The following is an 18,984-nucleotide window of genomic DNA, read 5'->3' as shown; positions in this document are numbered from 1 at the left end:
TCGGCCGGCTCGTCTTATGCTTGTCGGGGCTAGGAAAAAATGAACTACTTTTTTCCCTGATCAAGGCGCTTGCGCTTTTCTTAGCATTTTGTCCTTATACATTTCCTGGTCAGCACGTTCTAGTAATTCCTCGAGAGTGAGGGGGGTTCCGGATTTATAATGATATAACCCATGACTGGCAGAGAGCTGATAGGGCTTTACTGCAGAATCATTGATAGCCTTGAAATTCTGTTCAATTTGGATCCACATCTGTTGAACTTCTTCAAGCTGCTTTTTCAAGAAGATCATAACAAATTCGTCTCCGCCTAAACGGAATAATACGTCGTTAGCTGTAAGCTGGCTGCTGATTACTTCGCAGCAGGATTGAATGAGATCGTCGCCAGTGGAATGGCCAAAAGTATCATTCACTACCTTTAGGTTGTTAATATCAATATAGCAGAGAATAAATTCTTGTGATTGATGGAGTAGTTGGCCGATGAACTCGATGCCGCTTCTGCGGTTTCTCACACCTGTCAGCATGTCAATCGAAGCATGTTTGAAAAGTTCCGCCTCTTTTTCTTTTATTTCGGTAATATCGGTTGTATCAATCAAGATACAGGTGTGATCCAAGTATTCAATCAATTCAAGATTCAGTATAGACCATCTTCTTTTGCCTGCGGTTATTTTCTTCTGTGTTACGTAGTTTCTAATCCTTTTTTCTTTTTCAATTCTCGTTAAAACTTCCAGCTTTTCCTCTAAGTTGTTGAACAAGAAACTGCCATTATAATGTTCCATTCCTTCAGGGGAAACCTGGTAGTAGTCCATTGCTTGTTTATTCATAAGAATAATCTCATAATCGACTAGTTTCATCAGGATTAACGGCTTGGGGTTCATATTAAACAGACTTTGAAAGCTTTCTTTACTATGGTTAAGTCTCCGTTTATTGATAAAATCACTCTTTCGAAAGGTATAGAAAGCTAGGGAAATGGTATAAGCAATGACTGTCGCGCCAGTTGAGTTGACCATCAGAGAAACGTAAGAAAAATGATTGGGTTCGATTGGATGTAAACCAATCAGAAAGGAGGTATGAACCACTGAATAGTGAATCAATAAATTCCTTGGATGGATCGGGAAAATGGCTGCTACTGCGAGTAAAATAATAATATAGGCATAAATATTTTTGGTGAATAACTGGCTGTTGAGGGAGGAGCTGGCCCCTATGATTAAATACAACAGGACATAAGTATTTACTACAAAACTTTTGAAATCTAGTTTTTTCTTTTTCTTATAAAGGATAACAAAAATAAGCGAGAGCAGAGCGCTAGTGATATGTACCGTTTCAAGGAAAAATTTAAACGTAGGTTTGTCGAGTTTTTTTAATAGGACAAAGTCGACGATGAAAAAACACGGATAGGTGAACACTAACATATAGGATACTAGTTTTAATCTTTCATATAATTGCTCATAATTGGCTTGGTCGAATTCTTTTTGGGTAATCGATTTATTAAATAGATTAGCGATCAAGGATTTCACTTCTAAATCATCCTTTTAATGGTTATCTTCGAAATTTTAGCATAATTATGCCATCTGTCATAGAGATGAAAGGATGGAATTTATTACAAAAGTCCCTCTGGAAGCTGTTTTATAACAAAAATGTTATAATAGATAAGGTTTTTAATTCTAGCTAAGGGGAAATGAATATGATTCTCGTCGTTGGCGGAGCGGGTTACATTGGTAGCCATCTCGTAAAGGAATTAGTAGAAAAAGAGGATGTTGTTGTACTGGATAACCTATCAACAGGCCATCGTGAGGCTGTTGATAAACGAGCTATTTTTGTTAAAGGGGACCTCGGTAATGAGGAAGACCTGTACATGGTATTCAGAAGTTATCCTATTAAAGCCGTCATGCACTTTGCTGCATATAGCTTGGTTGGGGAGTCCGTTACTGACCCGTTAAAATACTATGAAAACAATGTGGCATCCACCTTAACTTTGTTAAAAGTGATGATGAAGTTTAAGGTGAAGAACTTTATTTTCTCATCCACTGCTGCTACATATGGAATACCGGACGTGGAGTTCATTGATGAACAGAGTAAGACGGCTCCGATTAATCCCTATGGACAATCTAAATTAATGGTTGAACAAATGCTTGCTGATTTTTCAACATCCTATGGTTTGAATTATGTCGTGCTTCGTTACTTTAATGCGGCGGGTGCCTATGAATCAGCTGCTATTGGCGAAAGTCATGATCCGGAAACGCATTTAATTCCGATTATCCTTCAGCAGTTGTTAGGTGAGCGGGAAAAAATCTCTGTATTTGGATCGGATTATGATACAGAGGATGGTACATGCATCCGCGATTATATCCATGTCACAGATTTGGCTCAAGCTCATATTCTTGCCCTCGAGGCCTTGTTATCAGGAAAGAAATCTACAGAGACTTATAATTTAGGAAACGGTCTCGGATATTCTGTGAAGGAAGTTATTGAAACTTGTGAAAGAGTAACAGGAATCAAGGCGAACGTAGAAATGGCTGACCGCCGTTCAGGAGACCCTGCCAGATTAGTAGCTTCGTCTCATAAAATTTTCACTGAACTGGGCTGGAAAGCAGAACGCAACTTAGAACAAATAATTGCCGATGCCTGGCGATGGCATCAGAATCCATTATATTAATTTACTAAGGCTCTTTTCGTAAACTTTGTTGCTCATGGACCTTATAAAGCACCAAAAACTTAAGTTTCAGGGCAATTTTCGCAAATGTTCTTACGAAAAGATGCCACGATGCATATAGCTATACGGATGGATGAACTTTTACAAACAACACAATTATTCGAAAATAGCCTTTAGCAAAAAAGCAATGCGCCGTTTTTAGGAGCCTTGCTTTTTTTTCTAGGTTTGACTGTGTTTAACTTCGTGTGTATCCGATCGATGTTGCCTTAAATGTCGTTTCCGAGAGTGTTGCTGTCTATGATGAGATCAAGAAAGGAACGTAAGGATCTTGCTGTTGTTGGTTCTAATGTTATCATTAAAACAGGAACAACAATTGTCGGGGTCCTTGCTGGTGGAGATTTGGGAAGAAGCAAAACTAAAGATCCAAACCCTGATGACGGGGATTGGTTTGAACTAATACATAGCTTTATAGATTCTATTGAGTAGGTGTAATTATGAATACTATTACGTACCGTAAATCCTCCGTTTTTCTTCGATTCATTGTCTCCCCGCGGATTTGTGATTGTTGGAATCCTGTTAATATTGGCCGGCTTGTTTTTGCATGCCAGTTCTTTTCGAAAGGTCATATCCGTGATTGCTGGGATTGTCGGGATTGGCTTTTTTGGTAGAATGTTTATTTTAATGGCCGTTCTTTTGGTAAAAAAACCGGTGTTAGTCGGTTATGACGACAACCAATTAATTGTAAAAGGGCAGTCGATACCAAGAAAAAATATTACTAAACTAGAGCAAGTTGCAAGTGCCCCTGTTGGTATGTTAGGAATTAAGACGCCAGCATTTGTATTAAATTGCGGCAGAGAAGAAAAAATCACCATTCCTACCTACCACGTTTTATCAGGAGAAGAAGAAGCCAAAATCCGGAAAACCTTAAACAAATATATCAATGAAAGATAGAGATGGACAGGTGCCTGTCACCGTTAATACTGCCTGCGGCTAAGAAAAGGTGCCTGTCACCGTTAATACTGCCGGCGGCTAAGAAAAGGTGCCTTTCACCATAAATGTCACCTTTAATGATATCAACGACATAAAAATGCTGTGAGGAAGGTTTTTCTCATGGCATTTTTTGTTTTGGCAGGGGATTAGGAAAGGGATTTCGGAGATTGCTGGTTGTTTAGGCTGGTTTGGGTTACACTTAAGGCAGAGACAAGCTTTGAGCGGAAGGTGGCTGGTGTATGGATGAGAAAGTAAAAGAAAATGACGACGGTTTTTCCAATATGGAAAGATTGAAGGAACGCCTTAATATGACTCTTGCTTTCTGCAAGCGGTATAATATGTCTGCGGCCGTTTGTTATCTTAGAATCCATATGCCGCCGGAATTGGAACCTTATAAGAATCATGACATCGAGTCTGTGCTCCTTCAAAAAATGATCACAAGACTTAAGAATGCTATTAGGGAGATCGACACGGTAATAAGAGTAAATCATACAGATTTTATGATTTTATTACACGATATCACCGAACATTACTGTCAGAACATCTGTGAGCGGCTTATCAGTGTAATCTCAGAAAGATACACGGTCGATTTTCATCAAATCTCTGTAAGCAGTCATATAGGTATCTGCATGTATCCATATGGAGCGGAAAATGCCGATGAATTAATGGCTATTGCAAAAGTTCAAATGTTTGAGGCCGAAATGGATGGGGAAAACTGCTGCTCTTTTTACAAAGGCACACTTGACCCGAAGGCCTATCGAACTATGCTGATCGAGAATGATCTCCCTTATGCCCTGAAGAAAGGGCAGCTGCAGGTTCAATACCAGCCTCAGTATAGTTTGGTTCATAAAAAAATAACAGGGGCCGAGGCCTTAATCCGTTGGAACCATCCAAGTTTAGGCATGATCACCCCGATAGAATTTATTAACCATGCCGAAGAAGCGGGCGTGCTGAATAGCCTGTTCTTTTGGGTTTTGGAGGAAATTTGTAAAAATATAGAAAATAGTAAAGAACAACAAGTTAAGTACTCGATTAACCTTTCAGTAAATCAGCTCTTATTGGATCATTTCTTAACGGAGATTTCCAGCCTTCTCACAAAATATTCGGTTCGGGCAACTCAGTTTACATTAGAAATTACCGAGAATATTGAAATTTATATGATAAAAAGTGTAAATGAACGACTTTATTTTTTAAGGGAACTGGGTTTTACAATAGCATTAGATGACTTTGGCAACGGCTATTTTTCATTTTCTGACTTTCTTAAACTGCCCATTGACTATATCAAGCTTGACCGTAATTTTGTTTCAAGCCTAATGAAAAATAAAAAGCATGTCGGGGTTATCGCTCCGATTATTCAGATGGCTCATAATTTAGGTTTACAGGTTATTATTGAAGGAATCGAGGAGCGGGATCAATTTTTAGAATGGGAAGGATTGGGCTGTGATTTAATTCAAGGGTACTTTATCAGCAGGCCCATTCCTTTTGAAAAATTTTTTGATACCTTAAATGAAATAGAGAATAGAGTAAAGGAAGGTTTTTCTTAGTGTCCTTGAACTAAAGCAAGTTGGGTATTAGAATGATATGAAGGTTACCAACTGAACTAACCTTGCCTTTGTGGTATAATCATTTTGTTTATTGTTTCATTTATTAGGAGAAAGAACATTTTACATATAGATGAACGTGAAGGAGAGAGTAACGTGAAAAAGGTTCGTAAAGCGATTATCCCGGCTGCAGGCCTAGGGACACGATTTTTACCGGCAACCAAGGCGATGCCAAAAGAAATGCTGCCAATTGTTGATAAACCAACGATTCAATATATTGTTGAGGAAGCTATTGCATCTGGAATCGAAGATATTATTATTGTTACGGGTAAAGGGAAGCGTGCGATTGAGGACCATTTTGATTTTGCTCCAGAACTTGAGAAGAACTTATTGGAAAAAGAAAAATGGGATTTATTAAGCAAGGTAAACTATACATCTAATCTTGCAGATATTCATTATATTCGACAGAAAGAGCCTAAGGGCTTAGGACATGCTGTCTGGTGTGCTCGAAACTTTATTGGAGATGAACCGTTTGCTGTTTTATTAGGTGATGACATTGTACAAAGTGACACACCTTGTTTAAAACAGCTGATTGATCAGTATGAAGCGACCTTCTCCTCCATTATTGGAGTTCAGCATGTACCGGAAGATGAGACACACCGATACGGTATTGTGGATCCGCTAGAGCAGGAGGGCCGACGCTATCAGGTAAAAAACTTCGTTGAAAAACCAGCGCCTGGAACTGCTCCATCTAATCTTGCCATCATGGGAAGATATGTTTTAACACCTGAAATTTTTATGTATCTCGACGCTCAAGAAAAAGGTGCAGGCGGGGAAATTCAATTAACCGATGCGATTCATAAACTCAATCAGATTCAGCGTGTATTTGCCTACAATTTTGAAGGAAAACGATTTGATGTCGGCGAAAAAATCGGCTTCGTCAAAACGACCATTGAATTTGCCTTACAACAGGAAGAAATCCATGGCGAACTCATCCAATTCCTAAAAGAACTAATCGAAGAAAACGAAAACAAACCAAATAACAACATCCAAGAAGTATAAATGGTGTCAGGCACCGATCGTGGACATTTAAGAGTAAAGGCCGCGGCTTAGGTGGGAATTTTCCCAGTAAGCCGCGGCTTTTCTTTTGTTCCTGACTAGATTATTGTAGAAAAATTAAATCTTTTAGAATCTACTAGGGAATCTGTCTTTTATAAGACGTAATAAGGTAGGTGAACATGCAATTTATATGTGCTGACACCTAAATAATCTTTAATTCATAGGATATATAATGAAAAAATAAGGAGGTTTACCTATGTATCCTTTTACCAACTATTACGATGAACATTATAGACAGACAAGTCAAATCATTCAAGATGTGGAGCGGGCAATAAATGGTGAATATGGTGCCATTGAATGTTATACAAGGTTGGCCAATTTGGCTTCGAGTAAGAAAGAGAGAGAGCGGATCCTCGAGATTCGCGAGGATGAAGTCAGACATTATCAGCACTTTGTTCATATTTACCAAAGATTAACAGGTAGGCCGCCTCAACCACAGATCATGGAAGAATGTCCCAACAGTTATGTGAAGGGATTAAAGTTTGCGTTAGAGGATGAACAAAAGACGGTGGACTTTTACATGGAAATAGCCGATAAGTCAACTGACCCCATGATTCAAGCAGCATTCCGGAGAGCCGCGGTAGATGAACAAAATCATGCTGTCTGGTTTTTGTACTTTTTTACAAAAGCAAAATCTTAGAGAGAAATGCCCCCAAGGAAACCAGATGGGGGCATTATTATAGTCTGAGAGCTTTCGAGGATGGGAGCTTAATCGTTGCTTCCCCCATCTGAATCACTGTTATCGCCTGAAGCATCAAATTTTGAGGATGATTCGTCATTATAGTCATATGGGTCATTACTATGACTGTAGGATTTGCTTTTCTCTTTGTTAACACTGGGGAAGATTAAGAAGGCCAAGATAATTAATAAGGTACCAAAGAACTCCTGTGTACCGAAAATAAGGTAGACTCCATACACGAGAAGGAGGACACCAATTATACGCTGAATCAATCTTACAATTTTCAGAGACATTCCCCCTTAGTGGTAAGTAATGTGAGTAACATCCAACACCTTATAAATAAATATTATGACGTAGGCCTTTTTATACATTTAAGGCAAAAATCAAGCCTGGACCTATTTTTTAGGCAATACTCCTATTAATTTAAAACCAAATCACACTTTGAACATTTTGTTACCATTCACATAAATCTGAAGTTAAATTGGAAAATATTTGTATAATAAAGAAGAAGGAAATGGTGCCTGTCACCAATTGAGACATTTTCATCATGGTAATCGGAAAATGGTGCCTGTTACCGAAAGCACTATTTTCATCTTGGATTTATTTTTTTATGTAGTTATTAAGTTAAAGGAGTGATTAATTTGGCACGAAATGTTCGTGTGTGGTTTGAAGGGGCGAAGTATCATGTGACGAGCAGGGGCAACCGGAAAAGCTCGTTATTTTTGGAGGAGGAGGATTATAGAAAGTATTTAGATATAATAGAAGAAACGAGATTACGTTACCCGTTTCATCTCCATACGTTTTGCTTGATGACCAATCATACCCACCTCCAGCTTAAAACCCTTGAAACTCCTCTTAGTATCATCATGAAAAATCTTAACACCAAATATGCGAAGTATTTTAATAGAAAATATGAGTTCACCGGTCATGTGTTTGAAAAACGATATGGTGATGAACTACTCAACTCCCGAGAATACGAAATTGATGTCAGCAAATATATTCACCTAAACCCTGTCGAAGCTGGGATGGTCGCATCCCCTGAAGATTATCCTTGGAGCAGCTACAGAACCTATGTATATGGTGAAGTCCATCCTCTTATTGACCCCAAACCAATTCTATCTTACTTTCCCGACCCTCCAGCCCAATATTATCAACAATACATGAACTCTTCGCCAACCGATAAATTTTTCTGGGAAGAAGGAAAACTGTTAAAAAGGGAGGGAGAGTGGTTTCAATGTGGGCTCGAGTAACGAGTGTCGGCTTGAAAGGAATGGAAGGTTATCGCGTGAATGTAGAAGTAGGTACATATGTAGGGAATGATTCGTTTAAAATTGTCGGATTGCCAGATGCAGCAGTCAAAGAGTCGAAGGAGAGGATTATCGCTGCTCTTGGTTCACCTGGCTATGTGCTGCATGGCAATAGAATTATTATCAATCTATCTCCCGCAGACCAAAAGAAAATGGGGCCCATGTTTGATTTCCCAATGGCGATTGGGGTCTTATTAAGTTTGCATGAGTTAGAGGTAGTAATTCCCGAGGATACGGGATTCATAGGGGCACTCTCTCTGAGTGGAGCGGTTCAACCTGTGGAAGGGATGCTGCCGGCAATTTTGGGGCTGCACGAAAAGTTGGGATAAAAAAACTGTATATCCCGGTTGATGAGCATCTCCCTGAACTTGATTTTATCGGTATAGAAATCATCTATGTGAAATCCTTAAAGGACGTCATTGGTCATGGACCCCGCCCGCTATTAAAAAGGCAGGTGCGAGACCAATTCATTCAGTTAACCGCCATGATTTAGATTTTCATCAAATTATTGGTCAAAAGTATGCTAAACATGCTTTGGAAGTGGCAGCGGCAGGGGGGGCATCATGTTTTGATGAAAGGTCCTCCCGGTTGTGGGAAAAGTTTGTTAGCCGAAAGTTTCCCTTCCATTTTGCCGCCATTAACCAAGGAGTCCCAACTAGAAGTACTTAGTCTGTATCAGCTAAGTAAAATTTCTTATAGACGGGATTATCTTCCTCCTTTTCGAAATCCTCACCATTCTGCTTCAGGCATTGCCATCATCGGCGGGGGCCAATTCCCAAGACCTGGAGAAATCTCGTTAGCACACCATGGAGTCTTATTTTTGGATGAAATTGGGGAGTTCTCGAGAAAAACATTGGATATGCTGCGCCAGCCGTTAGAAAATGGAAGTATTACTATCAGCCGTACCCATGCTTCCATCACCTATCCTGCTAGTTTTGTATTAATAGCTGCTATGAATCCCTGTCCATGTGGATATTCTGGGTCCAACACCCACTATTGTACATGTTCACAAAAGCAGGTCTTATCCTATCAAAATCGCCTTTCAGGTCCGTTAAGGGATCGTTTTGATATTAATCTGTCTTTACGGCCAGTCAATTTTGAAGTAGAGACTGAATTAGGGGAAGGGGAGCCATCTGAAGTGATCCGCGACCGGGTAAATGAAGCTCGGGAAAGGCAGTATCAACGTTACGGGACGGAAATTTGTAATAGCAGGGTTCCCTATGATATGCTTTTGCGCGCAAGCCCAATAGCAAGAACTCAGCAAACTATGCTCCAGCAGCTGGCCATCCAGAAGAACTGGAGTAACCGCACTCAAGTCAAAATCATTCGCCTTGCCCGCACAATCGCAGATTTGCAAGGAAGCCATAATATAACCGATGAATCCCTCCAAGAAGCAATCCATCTCAATAGAGTGTAAATGGTGTCAGGCACCAATCGTGGACAAATAACCTAATTTGTCCATGTGGAAAAGACAGAGAGGCAGCTGCTGCCTCTCTGTCTCTCTTTATTCTCATATAAACAATAATAAGCTTAGGGCCATAACAGCCATTCCGCCAATCAGGCCATATATGGAAAGATGCGCTTCATCATACCTTTTGGCGGCAGGTAATAATTCATCAAGAGAGATGAAAACCATTATACCGGCAACAGCGGCAAAGATCATTCCGAACATGATGTCGTTCAGAAAAGGCATTAAGAATAAAAAGGCAACTAAAGCGCCGATTGGCTCCGATAAACCAGATAAGAAGGAAAGCTTAAAGGCACGCTTCTTATCACCTGTGGCGAAATAAACCGGGACCGAAACAGCAATTCCTTCGGGAATATTGTGAATGGCGATTGCTACTGCTATAGCAATCCCTAGTTTTGGATCCTGAAGAGCGGAAGTGAAGGTCGCAATTCCCTCTGGAAAGTTATGAATACCAATCGCAAGTGCTGTAAAAGTCCCCATTTTTAATAAATCGGGCTGTTTACCTTGGGTATTGGGAATATTCATATCCTCCACAGTTTTCAGTTCATGAGGATTGCTCTGCTTGGGAATAAATTTATCAATACTTGCAATTAACAGCATCCCAGCAAAGAAGCCAGCCGCCGTAAGCCAGTTTCCCGGCTCAGCTCCTAGTGCATTGACAAGGGCTTTCTTGGCTTTTGCGAAAATCTCAATCATGGAAACATATATCATCACTCCTGCCGAGAAACCCAAAGTTACCGATAAAAACTTTGTATTGGTATGTGAGGTGAAAAATGCAAGGAGACTGCCAATGCCAGTCGCAAGTCCTGCAAACAGTGTTAATCCAAAGGCAAATATCAGATTTTCAGTCACCTGGACATCACTCCTTTTTATTAATGAACGAATTCCACTAAATGAATCCTAAACTACTCAAAAGTTGTAGTTATACTTTATACGCACCAAGTAAAAAATCGTTCCTCCGAAAACAATTGCTATCCTAACAGTTATCCTCCTAAAATAAAAAGATGCAGTGAAAACACTGCACCCTAGTTCAGAATAGGAAAAAAGGTGACAGGCACCATTTCCAATATTTACACTTAGTTTATTCTTCGTCTTTTTGCTGTTGTTTTTTCTGGTGTTCTTGGAGGGCGATGAGGATGTCTTGGACATCGATTTTGCCGTCATTATTTAGGTCTTGTATGGTGTTTTCTGGCACTGCCGGCGGTGTAGGGGCAGACGGAGCGGCAGGTGCTGCAATTGAAGGAGCTGATTTTTGGGAGTTACCTCCGGCAAAAGTAAACACGATAAGGATCAATACGAGCAATCCTGCGACACCATCAACAATATAGAAGGTCGTAGCATAATCGGACCATAGTGTTTTGCTGCTATCAATTTTTTTCTCGGCGTTTGCAATATATTGCTTAATCTCCGAATGATTTGGATAAATCCGCTGAACTGCTTCAAATTTTTCTAGAGCATGCTTATAATAGCCGCCCCAATACAGATTCAAGCCTTCCTGATACAGTTTATCGGTTTCGCTCTTCGTATTTCTTACCCCTGCTTGATTTACAAATTCTTTCACGGTATTTACAGGTACAGCAAAGTTAAATCCTTGTACTTCTTGACCATTAACCGTATCGCCTCTAAAGGTTAACAACCCAATAATTTGCCCTTTTTCATTTATGACTGGGCCGCCGCTATTCCCGTGTGTCGCAGCTGCGTTAATTTGAATAACCGGACTTCCTTGGTCTGTCTTTTTCGAAGTAGCGGAAATTTGACCAGCATTCATCGATGAAACTAGTGAAGAGTCTGTTGATAACACATCCGAGTCGGCTGCTGCAGGGTAACCGCTTACCCAGATATTATCTTGATTTTGGATATCATCTGAATTTCCTAGAGGGATAGTAGGAAGGTTTTTCCCTTCAATTTTTAAAACGGCGACATCTTTTCCTTCATTAATTGGAGCGCCATAGCTTTTAACCTCTCCATCCAAGACATCTCCACCCGGTAAAACTACCTTTAATACCTTTTTAATTTCAGTATATTGGGTGTAAGACACCATATAATTATAGGCAGTCTTATAATCCACTTTAAAATAATCAGCAACCGTTGAGACTAGTTGTTCAAAAGCTTCGTTAGCAATGTCTTCATCTTTCTTTTGCGTTGCTTCAACCACATGAGCATTTGTGACAATATAGCCATCAGAGCTTATGATGGCCCCAGACCCTGATCCGCCCACTACCGATTGATTGTTTAATTGTTCTAATATTGCGATCACTTCAGGATCGTCAGGATTGTTAAACTGCCAGCTGACCACAGCATAATCGACGATTCGAACGACGGCCGGTTTCGTAAATTCAGCAAGCTTTTGTGCCTTTGCAATTTTTCCTTGTTCTGGCTGGATATTTATTAGGAAAAAGGAGGCAATAATTACCGCAATAAGCAGTAAACTAATCGGTATCGTGAAAAAGGCCCTTTTTTTCAAAATATCACCTCTTGGTTGTTTTAAAATTACTCTGCAATATATTCCATGATATGGGAAAGGAAAATTGTCTTATGTTAAATAATTAAAAATTCATTAAATTTTTTTGAGTCTAAAGACCTAGAAATGAAGGGGCTTGTGATTTTAAAAAAATAATGGTATATGTTTAAAGATTCTTTATAAGCAGATGTTCTTAAGTCATCATTAACTTAAGATTAAGGAGAGGTAATTATGAAGTTAAAAAAGATTCATCATGTTGCTGTCATTTGTTCTGATTATCAAAAATCAAAGGACTTTTATGTGAGAATTTTAGGCCTTGATCCAATTAGCGAAGTATACCGGGAGGAGAGGGACTCATATAAACTGGATTTAGAAGTCGGAGGTCAATACCAAATCGAATTGTTTTCATTTCCAAACCCGCCGGAAAGGCCGAATCGTCCAGAAGCATTAGGATTAAGACATTTGGCTTTTGAAGTGGAAAATATAGAAGACGAAGTGGCGGAGTTAGTTAAGCACGATATTAAAGTAGAACCGATTCGTATCGATCCGATAACAAACAAAAAGTATACTTTCTTTGCCGATCCAGATGGCCTGCCACTCGAATTATATGAAGCATAATAGATTTTAAACTGCGAAAGCGGCTGAAAGGACAACCCTTCTGCCGCTTTCAGTACATCAAATGTCCACCTGAAATGGACAAAGTTCTCGAATGGTGCCTGTCACCATTAACGGTCCGAACACTATGATTATAGGTATATCCCATCTCACCCTATCCCATTTCAATCCACTCATCTTAGCTCATTCCATCTTCTTGCACCGCAGCCACTCTGCATTTATGTAACCTTTCTTATTAGAAATACGTCTTAGGTCTTAGATTTGTTTCCGTTTGTGGTCTATGGCAGGCAGGAGTTTTTTCGTGTATTGTGGAAGTAGTAAATGTAATATTCTTCAAATTTGCAGGGTTTTTGCAAGTTTATGAATCATTCATTTATCTGATTCGTATCATTAAATAGGATTTATTATGTCAGGAGTCGATCCATTATGAACCCATTTCTTGCATTGCTCATACGGTCGTTTGTGGCCGTTCCCGTTACTGCCATTACATGGCTTATCTGTTTCTTTCCGCTTGATTTTACTTTCGTGGCATCAACTATGATAGCCATTCTCAGCGGAGTTCTTACGCATGTTGTCCTTTCGCCATTTCAAAACATAAGCTACATTAAAAAGCACCAGCTGACAAGGAAGGAATACCGCTACATTAAGAAAAACCTAAAAGAAGCCAAACAAAAAATCAAACGCTTAAATAGAAGCATCTTTAAAATCCGTGATATCTACTCTGTAAAACAACGAATCGACATAAATAGAATCACCAAAAAAATACACAAGATGACACTAAAAGAACCAAGACGATTTTACAAGGCGGAAGAGTTTTATTTTTCCCATCTTGACTCAGTCGTTGAACTGACAGAAAAATATAGCCTTTTATCCTCTCAGCCAAAACAAAATCATGAGATGAACCAATCACTCATCGAAACAAGAAGAACATTAAACGATTTAACAAAGGTTTTGGAAGAAGATTTATATCGAGTCATCTCTGATGATATTGATACGTTAAATTTCGAAATAGATGTCGCAAAACATACGATTCAAAAGAAAAAGGAACTTAAATTTCCTGAAGAAAATAGGTGGTTAAAATGAGTGAACAGAATTCAATCCCGAAATCAGGGGACTTATTAGATGATATTCTTGCCAATCCCTTTGGTGAAAACGATACGTTTGAACTTGCTAAGAAACAGACACCACATACAGGTGAAGCTAGACCAGTCAAGCTGATCGATGTCATTCCAGAAGAAAATCGTGCCAAGGCTCTTCAGCTTGCCCAACAAATTGACCCAACCAACCATCAGGCAATGATTGCTTACGGCACCCAAGCTCAAGGAAAACTGTTATCGTTCTCGCATACCATGCTTGAGCATGTACAAAAACAGGATGTCGGTGAAATAGGTGAAATTATTAATGACTTAATGAAAAGGTTAAATGAGGTCAATCCGGATGAATTAAAGGAGGGGAAGCCCTCCTTGTTTGCACGTATGTTCGGAAAAATTTCAAGCTCCATTCAAGAAGTTCTTTCTAAATACCAAAAAACAGGAGCGCAAATTGACCGGATTAGTGTTAAGCTTGACCGAAGTAAAAACGTCCTTTTATCGGATATCAAACTGCTCGAACAGCTTTATGAAACCAATAAGGAATATTTTCATGCCCTTAACATTTATATTGCTGCTGGGGAAATCAAACTCGAAGAAATGGAGACAAAGATTATCCCGCAGTTGAAAAAGGAAGCCGAAACGACAAATGACCAAATGAAGTTTCAAGAGGTTAATGATATGATTCAATTTGCGGACCGATTAGACAAGCGCCTTCATGATTTAAAATTAAGCCGGGAAATTACGATTCAAAGCGCACCGCAAATACGATTGATTCAAAATACCAACCAAGCCCTTGTGGAAAAAATTCAATCTTCAATTATGACAGCTATTCCACTATGGAAAAACCAAGTGGCGATTGCGTTAACATTAATCCGTCAGCGGCATGCAGTGGAGGCTCAGAAACAGGTTTCAAAAACCACGAATGAGCTCCTATTAAAAAATGCAGAGATGTTAAAAACCAATACAATAGAAACAGCTAAGGAAAATGAACGAGGTCTAGTGGATATCGAAACATTAAAGAAAACCCAGGAAAACTTGATTTCAACATTAGAAGAAACGATGCGAATCCAAGAAGAAGGTAGAAGCAAGCGTCGTCTAGCAGAACAAGAACTTGCTAACATGGAAAACGACCTGCGCTTAAAACTATTAGAAATAAAGGGAAACAACAATTAACAACCACGAAGAACTAAACATGAAAAACTACGCATACAAAAACGGGGGTTGTAAAGCTGCATGCAAAAATGCAGTATCACAACCCCCGTTTCGTACGAAGTGACAGGCACCATTTCCCATATCACCGTATAACAAATGGTGCCTGTCACCATTCCACCTATCTAGACAGAAAAAACGGTACCTGTCACCATTTCAATGTCACCATTTCTACTATTAATTGTTTACTTGGATGGTTTGGAGGTATTCTTCGAGGGTGCTTTTGCGGCTCATGATTTCTTTTGCGATGGTTTTGCCAACATAACGCAGGTGCCAAGGCTCATATTGGTAGCCGGTAATGTCCTGTTTTCCTTTTGGGTAACGAATGATATAGCCATACTTAGCTGCATGTTTCTCTAGCCACTTTGCTGCAGCGGTCCCTGCAAAACAATCCTCTGCCGCACATTTTCCGTCCCCGCCGGTGACATCAATCGCAAGGCCTGTCTCATGTTCACTTGTCCCAGGAACAGCACTGTAAGTCATAGCAGCCTTAACTCCATCTACACTGACATAGTGGTTAAACAAAGCCGTTTGGGCTGCATGGGAACGATAGGCAGACACGCCAAGAAGGCTCACTCCATCCTGTTTAGCCCCAGCGAACAAATCTTCAATTGCCCGGGCGGCTTTAACGCGCATTTTTCGCTTTTCCGCTTTTTCCTTAAAAATAAACGGGATGTCAGGGGCGACTAAATCACTCGGTTCATAATTATCGGGAAGTTTATTATATTTATTAACCAGTACTGGTATGGCCGTTGGATTCGAGACCACCTCCATACTTTTTTCGTTCTGGTGCTTCTGTAAGTTCTGCGAGGTCCACCCATTCTTACTAGGAGAAATCGGTTGATTTTCGGCAAAAAAATGTTTCACTGAGCATCCACTAAGCAAAGAAGCAAGCCCTATCATACATAGAATCGATAAAAGTACTTTTCTCATAGATAACGTCCTCTTTTAAAAAATTCACTTCCTTAACATCATGGACACAACAAAAGACTTTAAAACGTCATAATCAATTAGAGTGGTGTAACTTAATAAAGGTAGAATTTTCTCCATTAACAGTAGGGCGCGGATGGGTCCAAAGACTCTTTTTTTTTCTAAATGAGTTTTTTATATTTTGTATAAGCACATAAATCGTACGAAACGGCAAAACCATTGAAAAATGGTGACGCAAAACTACAGGGGCTAAGGTTTACTAAACGATGCTCGCCAGTTACCGAACACGACAATCTCCTGCGATTTATGTAAACAACTACAATGGAGGAGGAATTCATGTGTTAAAACTACTAAATAAGATCAAGTACTATTATCATGTATTCCAGCTTCGGCACAATCAGCTTTTGCAGCAGGATTGCCTGAGTGAGGAATTAAGGATGAAGCTGAAAGTAAAAGCGATTTACCACAACAGTAAAGCAGTCGAAATTGGATTAAAAATGTAAATGATATCAATTTCTTAAAAAGGAAGCCTAGGATCCACTCCTAGGCTTCTTTATTTGTACTTACTATTTGCGTGGGGCTGCTGTTTATGGAGTTTCCGTTAAACGAGCGGTTCCTTATTTCTAATGGATCAAACTTTTGAACAAAATTACACTGGCGGCAGGCGCGGCCAATCAATCTCTTTGTCACAAGGTGTTCGTAATAAATTTCCTCAAATCCACAGACAGGGCATTCGATCATATGAAATATTTGTCTTTCTCCAAGTACGGCATCTAACAATGATTCAAAGTACATCAATTTGTCCCCCTATCTATTATTTCTTTAAAGAATAGCAAATACTAAAAGTGAAAAAAGATGAAAATTGTCAGGAAGGACCAAATGGTTTTCGACAAGCTTCAAAACGGTAAAATAGACACAGGAATAAGGAGTGATCAATATGAAAAATAAAAATGATGAAACAAGTGAAGGACTAAACCAGATCTTTGAAATTATTAATGCAAAAGGGGATACTGGTGAACTAAAGGAAATTGTGGAAACATCAGAGAGGCAAACTGGTGAAAATGAACAGCCAGAATAAAATAAGTGAAAAGACCTAGACTTTCCTCTAGGTCTTTTTTGTGGATAATCCCACGCGGAATGTGGATATATTATCCTGAGATGTGGATAAAACTGTGTATTTTGGGGATAATTCAGAATTATTTGTGGATACTTCCTAGAAAACGTTATCAACCCCCTGAATTTTCAGAAGATACCCACAAAATCTGTGTGTAAATAGAGGGGGATTGTTGATATCTCCCCTTTACCTGTGGATAGTACTTATAAAAAATGTTAATAACCTGTGAAAAACATCTCCACACATTTTATAACTCTCTCAAGTCTTTATACCTACACAGTATAAATCAAGTGAGTAAAGGTGCAAGGAATAACCTAATAATCTGTACACTCCTAGTCCATGTTCGAAATTTATAATTCCCTAATTTTCGTTTTACGGCCCGTTCTTGGGTAAACAACCTTCCACCTCAACCGTATTGGAATAAAGTATAGTAGTTTAAAAAATGAATCCAAAAGCTGGCGAAAAAGCATACAAGCTATGGATTTATTATCATTAATTTAAAGGAGGAATCGTTCATCTTGAAAATTTTAATCGTCGGCACAGGATATGTGGGGACGACAACAGGGCTTGTTTTTTCTGAGATGGGTCACCAGGTAACTGGTTTAGATCTTGATGACAACAAAATCCAAGCACTTAAATCCGGGAAACTGCATTTCTTTGAACCCGGACTGGATGATTTACTTAGCAAGCATGTTGCGTCCAACCAGATCACTTTTACAAAAGATGCAGAAACAGCAATAAAAGAGAACCAAGTCATTTTTATTTGTGTCGGTACACCTCAAGGCGCAGATGGGAGTGCCGATCTTATTTATGTAAAAAATGTTGCCGAGACCATCGGCACCTACATGAATCAATATAAAGTGATTGTCACAAAAAGTACGGTACCAGTTGGAACGGCGGATTTAGTCAGTCAGTGGGTCAGTGGAAAACAAACCACTCCTTTACCATTTGACGTTGTCAGCAATCCTGAATTCCTGAGAGAGGGCTCAGCCCTCCATGACGCCCTAAATCCTGACCGAATTGTTATCGGGACTACAAGTGAAACAGCAAGAAAGGTTATGCGGGAACTATATCAACCATTTAACTGTCCTATTCTTGAAACCAACCCTAAGGCCTCAGAAATGATTAAGTACGCATCGAACTCCTTCCTCGCTACAAAAATTTCCTTTATCAATGAATTAGCTAGACTTTGTGATGCTTTAACTATCAATGTAAACGATGTGTCAACTGGAATGGGCTTTGACCACCGAATTGGTCCGCATTTTCTTCGAGCGGGTATGGGCTATGGCGGTTCCTGTTTTCCTAAGGATGTAAGTGCCTTAATTAAAACTGCCAAAGATCACAATCTTCCGCTTTCTATTTTAGAAAGCGTTGTAAACGTAAATGCTGAACAGCCTTTATTTTTAATCAATAAAATGAAATCGACCCTTGGGGGAGATTTAAAAAATAAAACAATTGCCGTATTAGGTTTAGCTTTTAAAGCAAATACCGATGATACAAGAGAGTCTCCAAGTCTGGTTTTAATTAACCATTTAACCGAGGAACAGGCTGAGATTCGAACACATGATCCGGTTGTGAAAATAAAAGATTTGAATCAATTTAATACCATTGAAGAAACGGCTTCTGGTGCAGATGCCATTGTGATTGGCACGGATTGGAATGATTACAGGGATCTTAACTGGGAACGTTTAAAATCTTTAATGAAGCAGCCTTTCATTTTTGACGGACGTAATTTAGTAGATAAAGAGAAAGTCGAGAATCTAGGATTTTATTATGTTGGAGTCGCCAATTATTAATCAAAATAAAAAGAGC

At 39.4% G+C, this 18,984-nt stretch carries 21 protein-coding genes and 1 riboswitch; of the genes, 15 read left to right on the top strand and 6 right to left on the bottom strand.

The features are described 5' to 3' along the window. Positions 1-60 precede the first annotated feature (60 nt). Complete coding sequence (locus CVD27_RS21680; protein WP_101650420.1) at positions 61-1,512, bottom strand: sensor domain-containing diguanylate cyclase; 1,452 nt, start codon at positions 1,510-1,512, stop codon at positions 61-63. Positions 1,513-1,679: 167 nt separating this feature from the next. Here CVD27_RS21680 and galE point away from each other — a divergent pair, with 167 nt between their 5' ends. From galE to CVD27_RS21650, 6 genes are all read left to right on the top strand, one after another. Beyond that, positions 1,680-2,651, top strand: a complete 972-nt coding sequence (gene galE / locus CVD27_RS21675) for a UDP-glucose 4-epimerase GalE (RefSeq protein WP_101650418.1) — start codon at positions 1,680-1,682, stop codon at positions 2,649-2,651. Positions 2,652-2,948: 297 nt separating this feature from the next. Beyond that, entirely contained in the window at positions 2,949-3,134 is a 186-nt protein-coding gene (locus CVD27_RS21670) for a hypothetical protein (RefSeq protein ID WP_180960399.1), read from the top strand. Between the two features lie 54 nt (positions 3,135-3,188). After that, on the top strand, positions 3,189-3,599 hold the full coding sequence (locus CVD27_RS21665; protein ID WP_180960398.1) for a DUF5381 family protein: 411 nt from the start codon (positions 3,189-3,191) through the stop codon (positions 3,597-3,599). 278 nt (positions 3,600-3,877) lie between these two features. Continuing rightward, positions 3,878-5,182 (top strand): putative bifunctional diguanylate cyclase/phosphodiesterase, encoded by a 1,305-nt coding sequence (locus CVD27_RS21660; protein WP_101650412.1) that lies wholly within the window; start codon positions 3,878-3,880, stop codon positions 5,180-5,182. A 153-nt stretch (positions 5,183-5,335) separates the two neighbouring features. Further along, positions 5,336-6,241, top strand: coding sequence for a UTP--glucose-1-phosphate uridylyltransferase GalU (galU, locus tag CVD27_RS21655; protein ID WP_101650410.1), 906 nt, complete (start codon positions 5,336-5,338; stop codon positions 6,239-6,241). A gap of 253 nt (positions 6,242-6,494) precedes the next feature. Next, positions 6,495-6,938, top strand: coding sequence for a ferritin family protein (locus tag CVD27_RS21650; protein ID WP_101650408.1), 444 nt, complete (start codon positions 6,495-6,497; stop codon positions 6,936-6,938). A 68-nt stretch (positions 6,939-7,006) separates the two neighbouring features. On the opposite strand, the gene CVD27_RS21645 is transcribed toward CVD27_RS21650, so the two are convergent. Then, positions 7,007-7,270: a hypothetical protein gene (locus tag CVD27_RS21645; protein ID WP_101650406.1), complete on the bottom strand. Its 264-nt coding sequence runs from the start codon at positions 7,268-7,270 to the stop codon at positions 7,007-7,009. Between the two features lie 348 nt (positions 7,271-7,618). Between CVD27_RS21645 and CVD27_RS21640 the strand changes: the two genes are divergently transcribed. From CVD27_RS21640 to CVD27_RS28875, 3 genes are all read left to right on the top strand, one after another. Beyond that, the gene (locus CVD27_RS21640; protein ID WP_101650403.1) at positions 7,619-8,227 is read left to right on the top strand and encodes a transposase; all 609 of its coding nucleotides are present in this window, start codon (positions 7,619-7,621) and stop codon (positions 8,225-8,227) included. Beyond that, the gene (locus CVD27_RS28880; RefSeq protein WP_257984455.1) at positions 8,212-8,613 is read left to right on the top strand and encodes a magnesium chelatase domain-containing protein; all 402 of its coding nucleotides are present in this window, start codon (positions 8,212-8,214) and stop codon (positions 8,611-8,613) included. The genes CVD27_RS21640 and CVD27_RS28880 overlap by 16 nt, the downstream gene beginning before the upstream one ends. Before the next feature lie 242 nt (positions 8,614-8,855). Then, positions 8,856-9,701, top strand: coding sequence for a YifB family Mg chelatase-like AAA ATPase (locus CVD27_RS28875; protein WP_257984454.1), 846 nt, complete (start codon positions 8,856-8,858; stop codon positions 9,699-9,701). 93 nt (positions 9,702-9,794) lie between these two features. Here CVD27_RS28875 and zupT read toward each other — a convergent pair whose 3' ends face one another. Together zupT and CVD27_RS21625 are read right to left on the bottom strand one after the other, a co-directional pair. Then, on the bottom strand, positions 9,795-10,604 hold the full coding sequence (gene zupT, locus CVD27_RS21630) for a zinc transporter ZupT (protein ID WP_101650401.1): 810 nt from the start codon (positions 10,602-10,604) through the stop codon (positions 9,795-9,797). A gap of 229 nt (positions 10,605-10,833) precedes the next feature. Then, positions 10,834-12,216, bottom strand: coding sequence for a S1C family serine protease (locus CVD27_RS21625; RefSeq protein WP_101650399.1), 1,383 nt, complete (start codon positions 12,214-12,216; stop codon positions 10,834-10,836). A 228-nt stretch (positions 12,217-12,444) separates the two neighbouring features. On the opposite strand from CVD27_RS21625, the gene gloA2 reads away from it, so the two are divergent. The 3 genes from gloA2 to CVD27_RS21610 all read left to right on the top strand — a co-directional run bounded on the left by gloA2 (position 12,445) and on the right by CVD27_RS21610 (position 15,092). Next, complete coding sequence (gloA2, locus tag CVD27_RS21620; protein ID WP_101650397.1) at positions 12,445-12,831, top strand: SMU1112c/YaeR family gloxylase I-like metalloprotein; 387 nt, start codon at positions 12,445-12,447, stop codon at positions 12,829-12,831. A gap of 423 nt (positions 12,832-13,254) precedes the next feature. Continuing rightward, entirely contained in the window at positions 13,255-13,911 is a 657-nt protein-coding gene (locus CVD27_RS21615; protein WP_101650395.1) for a 5-bromo-4-chloroindolyl phosphate hydrolysis family protein, read from the top strand. Next, a complete protein-coding gene (locus CVD27_RS21610; protein WP_101650393.1) occupies positions 13,908-15,092 on the top strand; it encodes a toxic anion resistance protein in 1,185 nt (394 codons plus the stop codon). The genes CVD27_RS21615 and CVD27_RS21610 overlap by 4 nt, the downstream gene beginning before the upstream one ends. A 213-nt stretch (positions 15,093-15,305) precedes the next feature. Here CVD27_RS21610 and CVD27_RS21605 read toward each other — a convergent pair whose 3' ends face one another. Beyond that, a complete protein-coding gene (locus tag CVD27_RS21605; protein WP_101650391.1) occupies positions 15,306-16,061 on the bottom strand; it encodes a M15 family metallopeptidase in 756 nt (251 codons plus the stop codon). 196 nt (positions 16,062-16,257) lie between these two features. Next, a riboswitch (cyclic di-GMP riboswitch) is annotated at positions 16,258-16,343 on the top strand. Positions 16,344-16,396: 53 nt separating this feature from the next. Between CVD27_RS21605 and CVD27_RS28335 the strand changes: the two genes are divergently transcribed. Further along, the gene (locus CVD27_RS28335) at positions 16,397-16,561 is read left to right on the top strand and encodes a hypothetical protein (protein ID WP_180960397.1); all 165 of its coding nucleotides are present in this window, start codon (positions 16,397-16,399) and stop codon (positions 16,559-16,561) included. A 40-nt stretch (positions 16,562-16,601) separates the two neighbouring features. Here the strand turns inward: CVD27_RS28335 and CVD27_RS21600 are convergent, their stop codons facing one another. Continuing rightward, entirely contained in the window at positions 16,602-16,853 is a 252-nt protein-coding gene (locus CVD27_RS21600; protein WP_180960396.1) for a hypothetical protein, read from the bottom strand. 142 nt (positions 16,854-16,995) lie between these two features. On the opposite strand from CVD27_RS21600, the gene CVD27_RS28330 reads away from it, so the two are divergent. Continuing rightward, positions 16,996-17,136, top strand: a complete 141-nt coding sequence (locus tag CVD27_RS28330) for a hypothetical protein (RefSeq protein ID WP_180960395.1) — start codon at positions 16,996-16,998, stop codon at positions 17,134-17,136. A gap of 554 nt (positions 17,137-17,690) precedes the next feature. Further along, entirely contained in the window at positions 17,691-18,968 is a 1,278-nt protein-coding gene (locus CVD27_RS21595; RefSeq protein WP_101650389.1) for a UDP-glucose dehydrogenase family protein, read from the top strand. Positions 18,969-18,984: the final 16 nt, after the last annotated feature.

The sequence above is a fragment of the Neobacillus cucumis genome (assembly GCF_002860255.1).
In the GTDB taxonomy this organism is placed as follows: Bacteria; Bacillota; Bacilli; order Bacillales; family Cytobacillaceae; genus Neobacillus; species Neobacillus cucumis_A.
Note: the sequence above shows the minus strand (reverse complement) of the source record. Positions and strands in the feature narration are given on the sequence as shown.